Genomic DNA, 14,051 nt, shown 5'->3' with positions numbered 1-14,051 from the left:
AATAAAAAAAGAAATGCTTGTGGACGGCAAAATTAAGGTGAAAGAACTATAAAAGAGAATATCGAATAATGAACAGGGAATAATAAATGTCGAAGGATCATAAAACTTCACCATTTGAAATTCGTTGTTCAGTTTGTCCTGGTATTTCTTTGCGACTTTTTACTGGGTTTTTGACTCATTCGGATTAGATTAAATTTAAAAAATGAATTCCATCGCTTTTTTTGATACGGAGATTGAGCCAAAAAGCCGAAGAATCCTTGACATTGGTAGTATTAAGGATAATGGCGGTTCTTTCCATTCAACTTCGATTGCAGATTTTATTAATTTTTTAAAAGACACAAAATTTATTTGCGGTCACAATATTCTCAACCATGATTTGAAATATATTCAAACGGCTATTAATGATGCTGGGATAAGTCAGTCTAACATTATTGATACATTGTTTCTCTCTCCACTGCTTTTCCCTGCAAAACCGTACCATGCCTTGTTGAAAGATGATAAACTGCAAACCGAAGATGCAAATAACCCACTCAACGATTCAATAAAAGCAAAAGATCTCTTCTTTGATGAAGTTGCATCATTTGCACAAAAAGACGCATCTCTAAAACAAATTTTTTATTTGCTGTTGTATGACAAAAAGGAATTTTGTGCTTTTTTTAACTTTATCGAATATAAGAGCGACAATTCAAATCTTGAACAGCTTATTCAGGAAATATTTTACACCGAAATTTGTAATCAGGCGAAATTAAACGATATTATTGAACAACATCCGATTGAGTTAGCATATTGTTTGGCATTGATAGATTGCAGAAACCGCTATTCAATTACACCACGCTGGGTTCTTAAAAACTACCCAGAGGTCGAGCGGATACTGTTTTTACTCAGGAATAAACCTTGTCTAAGTGGTTGTGTTTATTGCAATCAGGCGCTGGATATACACAAAGGACTTAAAAGATATTTTGGTTTTGACTCCTTTAGAACGTATACTCATCAGCCACTACAAGAGAATGCAGTAAAAGCAGCTGTTGACAACAAATCCATCCTGGCGGTTTTCCCAACCGGCGGTGGCAAGTCAATAACATTTCAAGTGCCGGCATTGATGAGTGGAGAGAACACAAAAGGGTTGACCGTTGTGATTTCTCCCTTGCAGTCATTGATGAAAGACCAGGTTGATAATTTAGAGAAGGTTGGAATCACAGATGCGGTAACGATAAACGGTTTGCTCGACCCGATTGAAAGAGGAAAATCCTTTGAAAGGGTTGAAGGTGGTTACGTATCCATTCTTTACATATCGCCCGAATCTTTGCGGTCGAAAACTATTGAACGGCTTTTATTAGGAAGAAATATTGTCCGTTTCGTAATTGATGAAGCGCACTGTTTTTCATCATGGGGACAAGATTTCAGGGTTGATTATTTATACATTGGTGATTTTATCAAATCGCTTCAGCAGAAAAAAGGGCTTGAAAATGTAATCCCCGTTTCTTGTTTTACTGCAACGGCAAAACGAAAAGTTATTGAGGATATCTGTTCTTATTTCAAAGAAAAATTATCCATTAACTTAGAGATTTTCAGGACAAACGTTTCAAGACCAAACTTACGGTATAAAGTATTTCAGAAGGGCAGCGAAGAGGAAAAATACAGCGCTACCAGAAACCATCTGGAACAAAATAATTGTCCAACGATTATTTATGTCTCCAGAACACGAAGGGCATACGAACTTGCGAAAAGATTAAATGAAGATGGTTTTAGCGCTAAACCTTATCACGGTAAAATGGATGTTAAGGAAAAAAGCGAAAACCAGAATGCCTTTATTTCTGGTGAAATTCAAATAATGGTTGCGACATCCGCATTTGGAATGGGGGTAGATAAAAAAGACGTTGAAATGGTCATCCATTATGATATTTCCGATTCGTTAGAGAACTATATTCAGGAGGCGGGAAGGGCAGGCAGAGATGAAAATATTACTGCCGATTGTCTTGTGCTATTCAACGAAGAAGATCTTAACAAACACTTCATCTTGCTCAATCAAACAAAACTAATCATCAAGGAGATTCAGCAGATTTGGAAGACGATTAAGGGGATTACAAGATTTCGTTCAACGGTATCCATCTCGGCATTAGAAATTGCACGAAAAGCAGGTTGGGACGACAATGTTGCAGAAATAGAGACGCGAGTTACAACAGCAATTGCTGCGCTTGAAGTTGCTGGCTATTTGAAACGGGGACAAAACATGCCGAGGATTTTCGCCAATAGTATTTTGTGCGAAACCGCTCGGGATGCCATTAATAAAATAACTACGTCTTCAAGGTTTGATGAAAGGCAAAAGGTAAATGCAGTAAGAATTATTAAAAAACTCTTTTCAAGCAGGAGTAGAAAACACACCAATGACGAAATCGCTGAATCAAGGGTTGACTACATTTCCGATCATCTTGGAATAGTAAAGAGGGAAGTCATAGATGTTATCAATCTACTCCGTGAAGAAAATATTTTAGCAGATGCAAAGGATTTAACGGCATTCATAGTGAAAGGTAAGATTAAAAATCGTTCCCTGACTATTGTAGAAACATTCCGCCAAATAGAAAGCTATCTGCTACCGATTATTGAAGCCCAGGAAAAAACCCTTCATTTGAAAGAATTGAATGAGCAGGCGGGAAAGAACGGTTGCAAAAATACTTCCCCACGCAATATTAAAACTATAATCAATTTATGGGCAATTAAAAATTGGATTAAACGGCAAAATCTGGAATATTCTAAAAATCATATTTTAGTCGTTGGTGTCCAACCGAAAGAGATACTAAAAGAGAAAATGGAAAAGAGACATGAGTTAGCAATATTTATTGTTGGTTATCTCCATGGAAAGACAAATGCCAGCATTACTAAAAGTGAACCCGAAAAAGAAGAAGTGTTAGTAGAGTTTTCAGTACACGAACTTAAAGAAGCATTCGAAAAAGAGCGTAAATTATTTAAAGTGAAAATTACTATAGAGGATATTGAAGACACCCTTTTCTATTTATCAAGGATTGATGCAATAAAAATTGAAGGTGGATTTTTAGTAATATATAATCCGCTTACCATTGAGAGAATTGAACAGAATAATCAAGTTCAATACAAAAATGATGATTACCAAAAACTACGTCAGTTTTATGAAAATAAGATCCAGCAAGTCCATATTGTCGGTGAGTTTGCAAGGAAAATGATCGAAGATTACAAAGGCGCCCTGCAGTTTGCTGACGATTATTTTCAATTAAACAATACTTCATTTTTAAACAAATATTTCCCGGGGAGTCGTAGAGATGAAATCGAACGAAATTTAACTCCTGCCAAGTTTCGCCAATTGTTTGGTTCATTGTCACCAACGCAATTAAATATTATTAAGGATTCTCAATCTAAATATATTGTCGTCGCAGCTGGACCCGGAAGTGGGAAAACAAGGGTGTTGGTCCACAAATTAGCCTCCCTGCTTTTAATGGAAGATGTAAAACATGAGCAATTATTAATGGTGACTTTTTCCAGGGCGGCAGCAACGGAATTTAAAAAACGATTACTCCAACTCATCGGCAATGCCGCCTGCTATATTGAAATAAAAACTTTTCATTCTTACTGTTTTGACTTGTTAGGCAAAGTTGGAAGTCTCGAGAAGTCAGATGCCGTTCTAAAGAGCGCTATTAAAAAAATTCATGACGGTGAAGTTGAAGTGAACCGGATTACAAAAACGGTACTTGTAATTGATGAGGCACAGGATATGGACGCTGACGAATATGCCCTAATAAAGGTACTCATGGAACAAAACGAAGATATGAGGGTAATTGCCGTTGGTGATGACGACCAAAACATTTACGCTTTCCGGGGTGCAGATTCAAAATATTTAGAGCAGTTTATTACAGAGAAAAAGGCTACAAAATATGAACTCATAGAAAACTACAGGAGCAAAGGCAATTTGGTTGAATTCACAAACCAATTTGTAAAGAGAATTCACCATCGCCTAAAAACGATTCCAATTTTTGCAAAGCAGCAGGACAAAGGAAACATAAAGGTGGTGCATTATACTAGCAACAACCTCATTACTCCTCTGGTGAAGGATATTCTCTCAACAGAGCTTGCAGGAACTACTTGTGTTTTGACAAAAACGAACGAGGAAGCGCTACAGGTAACAGGACTACTACTCAAAAATAGATTGCAGGCGAAGTTGATTCAATGTAGCAACGGATTTAGTTTGTATAATCTTTTGGAAGTCCGGTTCTTTCTGAACGAATTGAAGCGGGAAGACGATGTGTTCATAATCAGCGATGAAATCTGGGATAATGCAAAAAGGGAATTCCGAAAAAGGTTTCAGCGGAGTTTAAGAATGGAAGTATGTGAAAACATCATTAAAAATTTTGAAGCTGCCAATCCAAAGAAAAAATACAAATCCGATTTAGAGGTATTTATCAGGGAATCCAAATTCGAGGACTTTTCCGGTGAAAACGGTGAAACAATATTTGTTTCAACAATACATAAGGCGAAAGGAAAGGAGTTTGATAATGTTTACCTATTACTGGATAATTTTAACCAGCAAACTGATGATGCGAAGCGACAGTTGTATGTTGCGATGACAAGAGCCAAACAAAACCTGACGATTCATTTGAATGGAATTTATTTTGACAACATTATAACAGATAATTTAGTGAGAACGGCAGATAGAAGAACCTATCTTCCACCAGACCAGATGGCAATGCACTTAACATTCAAAGACATTTGGTTAGATTATTTTATGAACAGACAACACCTTATAGAAGAACTTATAAGCGGTGATGTATTATCAATAGATAAGGATGGATGTACGAATGCCAAAGGGAGATCCGTAATAAAGTTTTCTAAGCAGTTTCTTGCTACAATAGCTTCTGTGCAGCAAGAAGGTTATAAATTAAAAGGGGCGAAAGTAAACTTCATTGTTTATTGGAAAAAACCTGTTGAAGAAATTGAATTGAAAATTATTTTACCGGAATTGTATTTTGAAAGGCAACGATAATTCCGGATGAATTTTTGTGTATTTTAAACAAAATAAATAAACATTATGAACAAGAATAAAACACGAGACCAAATAGATGACAAATACAAATGGGATTTGTCTGTTTTGTATGCATCGGATGACGATTGGGAAGAAGATTACCGGAAGTTGAAAGAGGGACTCCCGCAGCTCCTTGAGTTCAAAGGCTCTCTTCATGATGCCCACAAATTAGAGCAGTTCATGCAGTTCTATAGTAACCATTCCGTAACACGAGAAAATTTATATGTGTATGCGAACACCCGTTTTTTTGAGGACACCCGAAATGCTGTATATGAAGAGATGAAAGGGCGTATCGAACTCCTTGTTTCAAAGATCTCTGCTGAAACCGTTTTTATAAAAAAAGAGTTGTCTTCATTATCGCTGGGCACCATTGACGACATGATTCATGAAAATCCACAACTGGCAGGATATCGCTTCTTTTTGCAAGGCTATGCGCGGTACCACCCGCACATTCTTTCAGAAGAAACAGAAACCGTTTTGGCAGAACTGGAAATTGCCTTAAAAAAGCCGGATGATATTTTTTCGGCATATAATAATAACAATATTTCTTTTGACGAATTTGAACATCAAGGTGAAAAAATTCGTCTTTCCCATGCAACATATTCTCAGATCTTAGAATCTCACGACCGGACGCTCCGACAAAAGGCATTTGACTTTTATTACCGGCCTTACCAGCAGAACATAGACGTACTGGCAAATACCTACGCAGCAAGCGTACTTGCAAACATCAAAATGGCAAATATCCGCAACTATGCATCAACACTGGAAATGGCCCTCTTTCCCGATTACTTGCCTGCCACCGTAATCAACAATCTCATTGAGGTTGCAAAAGAAAACATTGACGTGATCAGCGAGTTCAATGCCCTGAAACAGAAAGAGCTTGGAATAGAGGAACTGCATTTTTATGATAATTATGTTCCCCTGGTTAAAGACGTTGCTAAAAGGTTTCCCTATGAAGATGCGATCGAACTGGTTCGTACGGCGCTTGCGCCCCTCGGCACGGCTTATATCAAGATGTACGATGACACGGTTCGCATGCGGGTGATTGATGTGTTCGAATCCCCCGGTAAAAGGTCGGGAGCATTCTCGTGGGGGAGTTATGCAAGCCGCGGACTAATTTTCTTAAATTATACAGAAAAATTCTCTGATGTCTCTACATTTGCGCACGAATTCGGCCATTGTCTGCACCGAAATTGCTCCATCGAAAATCAACCTTATATCTATTACCATAATCCTATCTTTCTGGCGGAGATAGCCTCAACATTCAATGAGGTGCTACTTTTTGATTACATGTCAAAGATCGTCAAATCCGGGAAAGAGAAAAAATTCTTTCTGTATCACTCCATGAAGCGGATAGAGGCAACCTTCTATCGGCAGACCATGTTTGCAAATTTCGAAAAGGATATCCATGAGATGGCCGAATCCGGCAAAGTGCTGATCGCGAAAAGCATAACCGGCATTTATCGGGAAAATCTGGAAGCCTATCTGGGCGAGGGAATAGTTATTGATGAGCAGTTAAACTATGAATGGGCGCGCATTCCCCATTTTTACACGCCCTTTTATGTCTATAAATACGCCACCAGCCTTTCCGTTTCAATAGCTTTTGCTGAACGGGTAATTGCTGGTAAAAAAGGCGCTGTTGAAGATTATCTGACATTTCTGGGCGCAGGGTCACACAAAGAACCGCTGGAAATTTTGAAAGATGCCGGGGTAGACCTTAACGGGAAGAAAGCGTATGAAGTAACGGTTAACGAATTCAGGAAATTGCTGAAGGAGTACAAATCGTTATAATGTCCTCAATGGAAACAATGAAATTGGGGGGGTAAGGGGAAGTAAGAAAGAGAAGTAAGGGAGAAGGAAGTAATGGGCTACCCTTTCCTCTTTCCTGATAAAGTATGCTCTGAACTCCATCCTTTAATTAGCCGGTGGATGAAGGGTTAAGAATATATGGTTGACTGTGCCTGCCGCCAGACCAATAACCGTGATGATGATCAGCAGCACAAGCATCCTGCGCTTTAGCCCGGATTCATGAACAAGACCACGAATGAGAGGAATGTTGGCCAGGATACTCGTCAGGCTGGAGAGTATAATGCCATTGACTCCGGTGAGAAGTGTTAGCTGGTGGTGAGCCACTAAGGTTGCAGCCGAGGCAATCGCGGAGGCACTGGAAAGCAAACCACCGGAAATGCTTACAAAGTAAAAGCTTGCCGGACCGAAATTCCTTTCGGCAAGTGCGCCAACGACATTCAGGAGAAGAAATACCGCTCCAAATTTGAGGGAAGTGGAAAGCTGAAACGGCAGCTTGAGGATCAGAGGAGATGACTGCGATTCGCTAGTTTTTGGCGTAGACGTTCTCCACCACAAAAAGAGGTTGACCACGAGCATCGCAAGAAGAGGGAAGATGCAGTAAACAATCATCCTAGGCGAAAGAACGGCGACAATAACGGCATTGCGGATCAACATGGCCGCCGTGGCCAGCAGGATACCGCGCTGCGCAACAGACATCAGCGTCTGCCCGGCATGTTGCAGGCGCAAGCACAATTCGACAATCACCTTCCGGCTGTTTATCAGACCGCCAAAAAAAGCTGTAACTTCTGCACCGCGCGGGCCAAGCAATCTCATCAGGATGTAATTAATAAACCCAATCGCCGCGATAATGACAACGCTTATCCAATTAGAGCGCGGCTCAACCAGACCCCAGGGATCAACCGGATGATCGGGCAGTACCGGAAGGATAACCACCGTTAGGATGGCAAGGAGGATTGCGGAGCGCAACTCCTGAACCGACAGTCCTAGTGCAAACTTGGAAAGTGGCTGTTTCCAGGCGAGCAGAGTCGCCGTGATAATGACCGCCGTTGCAGGAGCGAATACATGCCCTTGTCCAATGAGCACACCGGCAATGCCAACGATAATCAGCGCTACCGAGGTGGTCAGCATTATATTCTTTCGGTGCATGATTTCGCGGTAATTCATACCAACCACGAGCAGGGCTACTAAACCCACGGTGATGCTGGCGAACAAATTTCCCATAAACCCGCCCAGGCATCCCATCAACGCAACAAGGGCAAACGTGCGAACTCCGGTTTTCTGATTGTGCTGGCGTTCGAGCCCAATGAAGATGCCCAACACAACGGCCAGCCCCATTCGCAGTAATACGGTAACGAAAGGCCAGGAATTGATATTTTCCATGATGTAAATATACTCTGGTGGTCAGACGATTATGTAATTGAAATAGGATAGCTTATCATATTGCTATTACTATTCAGGAACGAAGAAAAGATCACACCTTGATTAATGATTTAGTTTCTTGTAATAGTTTAGCCTTTTTGAGAGGAATTTCCAATGTATTTCCTATGTACGGTAAGAGATGAAACATTTGTTGCCTTGTGACGCACCCCTCAACCCCATTATTTGAGGTGAGGGCAAGAGCCCCTTTGAAAAGGGGAGATTTCAGGGTGTGTCTGATACGAGCAGACGCCTTGCCTATTATAAAGACAGCAACCTTAATGCTACTGGGATTTTCAACATACTGAATTGTTACCAATTACTTAATATTTAAGATGTGACCCTCTGTGCTCTCCTCTGTGCTCTCCTCTGTGCTCTCCTCTGTGCTCTCAAGAATGAGCAACCATAAGCTTTTAAACTATGGGTTATGCATCTGCTCTCGATGACGTCACATATCATTTGTTACCCATCAACACGGGTAATTCCACGAGAATATCCTCTCGTGCTTTAGACCCGCCGGGAACATCGGATTTCACGCTTCCAATTTCCAATCGGGCGAAAACAACTTGCCGCCCGTTTTTCTCAGCCCAGCCCACGAACCAGCCCTGCGGGCGATTTTCATTTATCTTGCCGTTACTGTCTCGAAGCCAGCCGCTGCCGCTTTTCCCATGTACAACCCACCCTTCGGCTGCTTGGTACTGTGGGGTTGTGGCATGCGCCATGTCATAAGCCGCTTCGGATACGGGCAGCTTGTGCGCGACAAAGCGTAGAAGAAACTGAATTTGCTCCTTGGGAGATATGGTGAGCGACGACATCAGCCATGACTGGGTTAAGCCGTTATGCTTCCCCGAGTCACCGGAAACATCTTGATTACCGTACCCAAATTTCTTCACGTACTCCGTAAATCGTTTAACTCCCAGGCGGCTTGTTAATTGCTGCGAGAACCAGACAACAGAGTCGCTTTGCCATAGCGCCGGATAGACTTGTTTGTATGTGCGATCTCTCGGAGATGGGTTGTATTCCGGCTTCAATTCCCACGTGGGTGATTTTGGCGACTGCAAGATACCACTATCAAACCCCATGACTGCCAATGGAAGTTTAAAAGACGAGCACGGAGACACGCGACGGGTGCATTCTCCGGCCTCATATAAGGTATTTCCGGTAATGGCGTCTGCGATGATGGTGCATTTAAGTGTTTCAACCTCATCAGAAGCCACGGAATGGATTGGGAGAGTGGCGGAAACGAACACCAGCAGATGCAGCAGCAAAATTTTTTTCATCGAGGGATCTTTCATCGCTCCACTGTGCGCTTCACAGATGCAGAACACCAAAAATAACCCGTTTGGAACCGCTGAGAACGATCTTTGCTATTCTGAAAAATACAACCCAGCGGTTTCAAATCGGGTTCATTTTTTTGTTATGCCTTTCATAGCACTTGAACAGAATATGCCTTAATTGAATTGTCTACGGTTACTATGACCATATTATGTTGTAATGCTTGGCCAATTATTATCCGATCAAATGGGTCTCGATGTAGTAAAGGAAGCTGCGCAAGCTGAGCAATACTTCCTTCGTCTATCTCAAGACTACTGATCAAGTGCTTCTCTCTCTGTTTTGGCAGATATTTCTCTGGAGGTGCTGGTAGTGGCAGCTTACCCAACTGATATTTGATGATTGCCTCCCACAACGAAGCTACACTCAGATAAACATCGTTGTGAGGGTCTCGAATCGCATCTTGAGCGCTGATTGCCAACTGTTTATCCCCGCTGATAAACCAAAGGAAAATATGAGTATCCAACAACAGTCTCATTTTCCCTCAAATTGGCTTAGGATCTCTTCTGGCAATGGCTCATCAAATTCGGCCGGTACCTCAAAATCTCCTGCACATAGGCCGAAAGGTCGTGGTGGTTTTTCACTTTCGCTCTGTAATACCGGCTTGATCTGTGCGACAGGTTGACCTTCTTGAAGAACTACAACTGTCTCTCCAGCTTGTACCCGATCAAGATAACCTAATAGATCTCGTTGAATTTCATCTATACTGATTGTAATCATGTTGATAATCTTACCATAGATTTCGATTTTTTACAGCAACATTTTCAGTCCGCATTTGTAGAAAGATTTCTTTTTTTCTGGAAAGATCGTCGTTTTGAACAGAACTTACCCCAATGATATTGCTCTGTATTCACATTGTTCTTCCCGTGAAAAGGATGTTTCCAAACGCCACATTCAGGGGTGCAAAAAACAGCATAAACAAGAGAAAGAAAAGAACCGATGCCAGCCAAGACATCCATTGAGGGTATCGTAGTTTTGTCCATTTCCCAATAAAATGTAGAATCATCGCAGACAAGAAACCTCCGGTCAGGACAATCAGCCACAGAATAGGTCTATGTGATCCTGAAATATTGGGTTCTGCTCGAACTTCTATTTCAGTAGCCATGATAAGTCCAATCGCTAAGGAGATCCTGAGCGGTCTTAGGCTTATTCGCCTGAATCCAGACACGAAAGATTTCTCCTGATTATCTGAACTTTCACAAGCATAACGGCAAGCATGAGGGGCGGGGAATATAAAATATGAATCCAACAGCTATTCCCCGTCCCTCTCGATGCTTTTGTTGTACGCTGTCTTATATTTCTCAATCTGGTCTTGCGGTCAAACTATATTACCATTTTTCAATTTTTAAATTTTCAATCGCATCGAAGTGGGAATCTTTAGTGACTAATATTAGACCATATTGCTGAGCGATTGCAGCGAGCCATATGTCATTTTCTGGAAATGGCTGTCCTTGTCTTTTAAACGTTTCTTTATGTCACCGTATATCTTTGCTGTTTCGGTATTGCATGAAAGCACGGTATTCTTAAGTACGAATTCATCAATACGACTGATATTTTCTTGAATTTTAAGCGATTTGTAAACTCCAAAATACATCTCTCCGATAGCAATGCATGAGACAAAGATTTCTTCAGCATTAGCCATGCGGTCATGAATTTTCGGGTCTTTAGCAAAGAGAGCAATTATTATATTTGTATCGAGAAGAAATCTACCATTCACTGGTGCCTACCTTCTCACATTCCTCTATTGCTTTAGACATTCTCTCTAAATCATCAACAGGAATAGTTCCTTCAAATTGTAAAAGACTTATTCCTGTAACCCCTTTGGGAATCAAAGATTTAACAAAATCAAGCACCCGAAGTTGTAGGTCGTAAGGAAGTTTTTCAACCTGGGCGATGAGATTGTCTTTAACGTATGTAGTTGCCATAGATTTACCTCCTAAAGAATTTTAACATGTCTGCAAATATTATGGTATACAAAAAAGTTTTTCCTCTTGACATGCGCAGGGCATATAAATGATAGTCTATCTTTTTACACCATATGAGCTTCCTTCGGTGTCCCATATGCCGACATCTCGTGTTTTTCCACAATTTAAGCATTCCCAATAATATTTGAACCGATTTACCGATGAAAAAATGCCGCTTTTCACTGTATCAAGGTATTCAGATTTACATATCCATGTAGTATTCACTGATGAATATATAACTTCTCCTTTTTTATTTGCACAATCACAATATACTTGCATCGTGGATCCGACTTCAGGTTTTCCCAATGGATTACCCCTCTCATTGCATTATTTACGTACAACGCGGGGCTGAGCCGCCGCGAAGCGGTCGGTTTCGTGCCCCTGGTTCTCCCGTAGCGTAGCGGAGGAATGGGGCACCGGCTCAGCCCCGCGTTCTCCCTGAGCGAAGCGAAGGGAGAACGTTCCGGTTCAGGCGCGGCGGCGCGTCAGCGCCGACGTCGCCTGGAAACGGGGGTTAGCCGTCTCTTTCTCTGTGTATCAGCGAGAAGCTGACGCGCTTCAGTGATAGAAAGCGGCGGTGTTCTAAGATGCATTACCGCATGACATGTCGGACACACAGGCACCAAGTCCTTAATGGGGTTTACCTGATACCCTTTCCCTAGCTTTGAGACAGGCACAATGTGGTGAACATGAATGAAGCCGGTTGCGATTTTTCCGTAAACCTCTTGAAGCACTGTCTCGCATACTTTGCATTGCGTGCCGTGGTGTGCGACGCATGCTGCTCTAGCAGAAGGACTACGTTCGTAACCGTTAACGACAATCGTTTTCTTTGTTCCTTCCGGGTATGTGTTGTTGGGATCAATTTCATCGGCAGAAAACGGAGCTTCATGTCCTGTTCTTTGGGACCAGACTTTTTCAAGAGCATCCGCAACGTGGTCCGTTAAACGAACTCCAGATGCTTGAATACCCCAGTGTGTTGCAGAGAGTGGTGGTTTCTGCAATTCAGACCATGTTATTAACGGTTCTGCTGCGAGGGCGTCAAACCGGATATCGACATATAACGCCTTTTTGCCCTTTCTAGATTTCTCAGGATCCCAATGATGGCCGTATGCTGGATTGGATCTTGTGACACCAGAGCCCACAATGCCTTTCGGCTCGCGACCAAGCCGAATAAGGAAAAAGCGGCTACCCGAAGGCAAGTCTTTTGTATTTCCACAGCTCCAAGAATCATCAACTGAACCGCGCCGGTGAAGATTAGAAATTGCTTGCCCCATGTCTTCCCAGCCAAAACTACGCGGGTTCCAACCAAAGAGATATGTAGGCAATGTCTTCTCCTGAGACGGCTAACGCTTAGGTTAAGTGGCGCAGTCTTTAGGCGTCCACTTGAGCCGATTGTTATGCCTCAGTAAATGAAGTGTTATGCCAACTCAACTTTAAGGTTCTTGCCCAAGGCGAGAGCCGCACTTTCAAGCGTTTGCAGCGTTATAGAGACATTGGTAGGATCAAGTAGTCTATCCAGGGCGGAACGGCTGGTGTGCATTTTTTCTGCCATAGCAGATTTTGTCAGTTTTGCCTTCTTCATCTCCATTTCAATCTGATAGGCAATAACTCTCTTAATCGCTGCGGCTTCTGTTTCCGCCCGCAGAGCTTCTTCATCGAGAAAGTCATCAAAGCTGGAACCAAGATGTGTGTTTTTCATAGTTTACCTCTTTTGTAGTTTCCAAGACGCGTAAGCGCCGTCTTGAGTTCATTTTGCGGTGTCTTCTGGGATTTCTTGATAAACCCGTGCAGCAAAATCATGTACTTGCCGTCAACGGTGAAAAAGACTCGCGCAATGCCATTTTCTAACCTTGTGCGAACTTCCCATAAATCCTTGTCGATTTTCCTGATGAGCGGCATTCCCAATGGCCACCCTATTTGGGCAGTCTTAATGTCTTCACCTATCTTCCGTTTGTCTTCCCGCTGAAGCCTCTTTAGCCATTCCCGCACCGGCTCGTTGCCGATCTCAGACCGATAGAAAACAACTTTCAGGACATAGGGAATATCGAACATTTGTCGTCATTGTACCAATTTTAGTACACTTGTCAATTTGATTTCTTTATTTCTCATCTGCGAAGGAGAGCAAATGTTCAACTATATTTTTAAATTCTTCTCTTTTTCCAATATCTCTTTCTTTTTTCATAGAAGGAAACATTGTATACGCAGCAATACTTTCGTATGTTGTCTCGCGGCAGTATTTATTGTATGCGCTTACTGTCCTGTCAAACTCTGTTTTGCGGGTAACGAAGTATCTGAACTCAGTAGCAGCACTGCTAATTTTGGGGATGGATTCGTAGATCCGAGGGAAGTCGTTTTCATTCCAGTTTTGGTCGATGGGGTAAAAACCAGAGAGTTCGTAAAGAATGAAACGAATGAAACGAATGAAACGGGGTCACATCTTAAATGTTAAATATTGATATTTCTTATGTCGCTATTATAATGAC

At 41.8% G+C, this 14,051-nt stretch carries 12 protein-coding genes; 2 read left to right on the top strand and 10 right to left on the bottom strand.

Features of this window, described 5'->3' with window-relative positions:
* The first annotated feature begins 202 nt into the window (after nt 1–202).
* Nucleotides 203–5,008: a RecQ family ATP-dependent DNA helicase gene (locus BIY37_RS06040; RefSeq protein WP_070066942.1), complete on the top strand. Its 4,806-nt coding sequence runs from the start codon at nt 203–205 to the stop codon at nt 5,006–5,008.
* Between the two features lie 45 nt (nt 5,009–5,053).
* A complete protein-coding gene (gene pepF, locus BIY37_RS06035; protein WP_070066941.1) occupies nt 5,054–6,838 on the top strand; it encodes an oligoendopeptidase F in 1,785 nt (594 codons plus the stop codon).
* A 123-nt stretch (nt 6,839–6,961) separates the two neighbouring features.
* Here pepF and BIY37_RS06030 read toward each other — a convergent pair whose 3' ends face one another.
* From BIY37_RS06030 to BIY37_RS05975, 10 genes are all read right to left on the bottom strand, one after another.
* Nucleotides 6,962–8,236: an MgtC/SapB family protein gene (locus BIY37_RS06030; protein WP_070066940.1), complete on the bottom strand. Its 1,275-nt coding sequence runs from the start codon at nt 8,234–8,236 to the stop codon at nt 6,962–6,964.
* Between the two features lie 491 nt (nt 8,237–8,727).
* Nucleotides 8,728–9,552, bottom strand: a complete 825-nt coding sequence (blaOXA, locus tag BIY37_RS06020) for an OXA-9 family oxacillin-hydrolyzing class D beta-lactamase (protein ID WP_070066938.1) — start codon at nt 9,550–9,552, stop codon at nt 8,728–8,730.
* A gap of 146 nt (nt 9,553–9,698) precedes the next feature.
* A complete protein-coding gene (locus BIY37_RS06015) occupies nt 9,699–10,082 on the bottom strand; it encodes a type II toxin-antitoxin system VapC family toxin (RefSeq protein WP_070066937.1) in 384 nt (127 codons plus the stop codon).
* The gene (locus BIY37_RS06010) at nt 10,079–10,324 is read right to left on the bottom strand and encodes a type II toxin-antitoxin system Phd/YefM family antitoxin (RefSeq protein WP_070066936.1); all 246 of its coding nucleotides are present in this window, start codon (nt 10,322–10,324) and stop codon (nt 10,079–10,081) included. The genes BIY37_RS06015 and BIY37_RS06010 overlap by 4 nt, the downstream gene beginning before the upstream one ends.
* A gap of 608 nt (nt 10,325–10,932) precedes the next feature.
* Nucleotides 10,933–11,016: a hypothetical protein gene (locus BIY37_RS14325; RefSeq protein WP_420886184.1), complete on the bottom strand. Its 84-nt coding sequence runs from the start codon at nt 11,014–11,016 to the stop codon at nt 10,933–10,935.
* Nucleotides 10,995–11,321 (bottom strand): PIN domain-containing protein, encoded by a 327-nt coding sequence (locus tag BIY37_RS06000; RefSeq protein ID WP_201789400.1) that lies wholly within the window; start codon nt 11,319–11,321, stop codon nt 10,995–10,997. The genes BIY37_RS14325 and BIY37_RS06000 overlap by 22 nt, the downstream gene beginning before the upstream one ends.
* Nucleotides 11,311–11,529: a hypothetical protein gene (locus tag BIY37_RS05995; protein WP_070066934.1), complete on the bottom strand. Its 219-nt coding sequence runs from the start codon at nt 11,527–11,529 to the stop codon at nt 11,311–11,313. The genes BIY37_RS06000 and BIY37_RS05995 overlap by 11 nt, the downstream gene beginning before the upstream one ends.
* Before the next feature lie 524 nt (nt 11,530–12,053).
* Nucleotides 12,054–12,893 carry an HNH endonuclease gene (locus BIY37_RS05985; protein ID WP_070066932.1) on the bottom strand — a complete coding sequence of 280 codons (840 nt, stop codon included), beginning with the start codon at nt 12,891–12,893 and terminating at the stop codon, nt 12,054–12,056.
* A 92-nt stretch (nt 12,894–12,985) separates the two neighbouring features.
* The gene (locus tag BIY37_RS05980; protein ID WP_070066931.1) at nt 12,986–13,267 is read right to left on the bottom strand and encodes an XRE family transcriptional regulator; all 282 of its coding nucleotides are present in this window, start codon (nt 13,265–13,267) and stop codon (nt 12,986–12,988) included.
* Nucleotides 13,264–13,620, bottom strand: a complete 357-nt coding sequence (locus BIY37_RS05975; protein ID WP_070066930.1) for a type II toxin-antitoxin system RelE/ParE family toxin — start codon at nt 13,618–13,620, stop codon at nt 13,264–13,266. Before BIY37_RS05975 ends, BIY37_RS05980 begins: the two co-directional genes overlap by 4 nt.
* Nucleotides 13,621–14,051 lie beyond the last annotated feature (431 nt).

This window comes from Candidatus Brocadia sapporoensis (assembly GCF_001753675.2).
GTDB classification, from domain to species: Bacteria; Planctomycetota; Brocadiia; order Brocadiales; family Brocadiaceae; genus Brocadia; species Brocadia sapporoensis.
Note: the sequence above shows the minus strand (reverse complement) of the source record. Positions and strands in the feature narration are given on the sequence as shown.

What these genes read in the sequence shown, in the direction of transcription:
- BIY37_RS06040 (WP_070066942.1), top strand. Translation starts at nt 203, where the DNA reads ATGAATTCCATCGCTTTTTTTGATACGGAGATTGAGCCAAAAAGCCGA.
- pepF (WP_070066941.1), top strand. Translation starts at nt 5,054, where the DNA reads ATGAACAAGAATAAAACACGAGACCAAATAGATGACAAATACAAATGG.
- BIY37_RS06030 (WP_070066940.1), bottom strand. Translation starts at nt 8,236, where the DNA reads ATGGAAAATATCAATTCCTGGCCTTTCGTTACCGTATTACTGCGAATG.
- blaOXA (WP_070066938.1), bottom strand. Translation starts at nt 9,552, where the DNA reads ATGAAAAAAATTTTGCTGCTGCATCTGCTGGTGTTCGTTTCCGCCACT.
- BIY37_RS06015 (WP_070066937.1), bottom strand. Translation starts at nt 10,082, where the DNA reads ATGAGACTGTTGTTGGATACTCATATTTTCCTTTGGTTTATCAGCGGG.
- BIY37_RS06010 (WP_070066936.1), bottom strand. Translation starts at nt 10,324, where the DNA reads ATGATTACAATCAGTATAGATGAAATTCAACGAGATCTATTAGGTTAT.
- BIY37_RS05995 (WP_070066934.1), bottom strand. Translation starts at nt 11,529, where the DNA reads ATGGCAACTACATACGTTAAAGACAATCTCATCGCCCAGGTTGAAAAA.
- BIY37_RS05980 (WP_070066931.1), bottom strand. Translation starts at nt 13,267, where the DNA reads ATGAAAAACACACATCTTGGTTCCAGCTTTGATGACTTTCTCGATGAA.
- BIY37_RS05975 (WP_070066930.1), bottom strand. Translation starts at nt 13,620, where the DNA reads ATGTTCGATATTCCCTATGTCCTGAAAGTTGTTTTCTATCGGTCTGAG.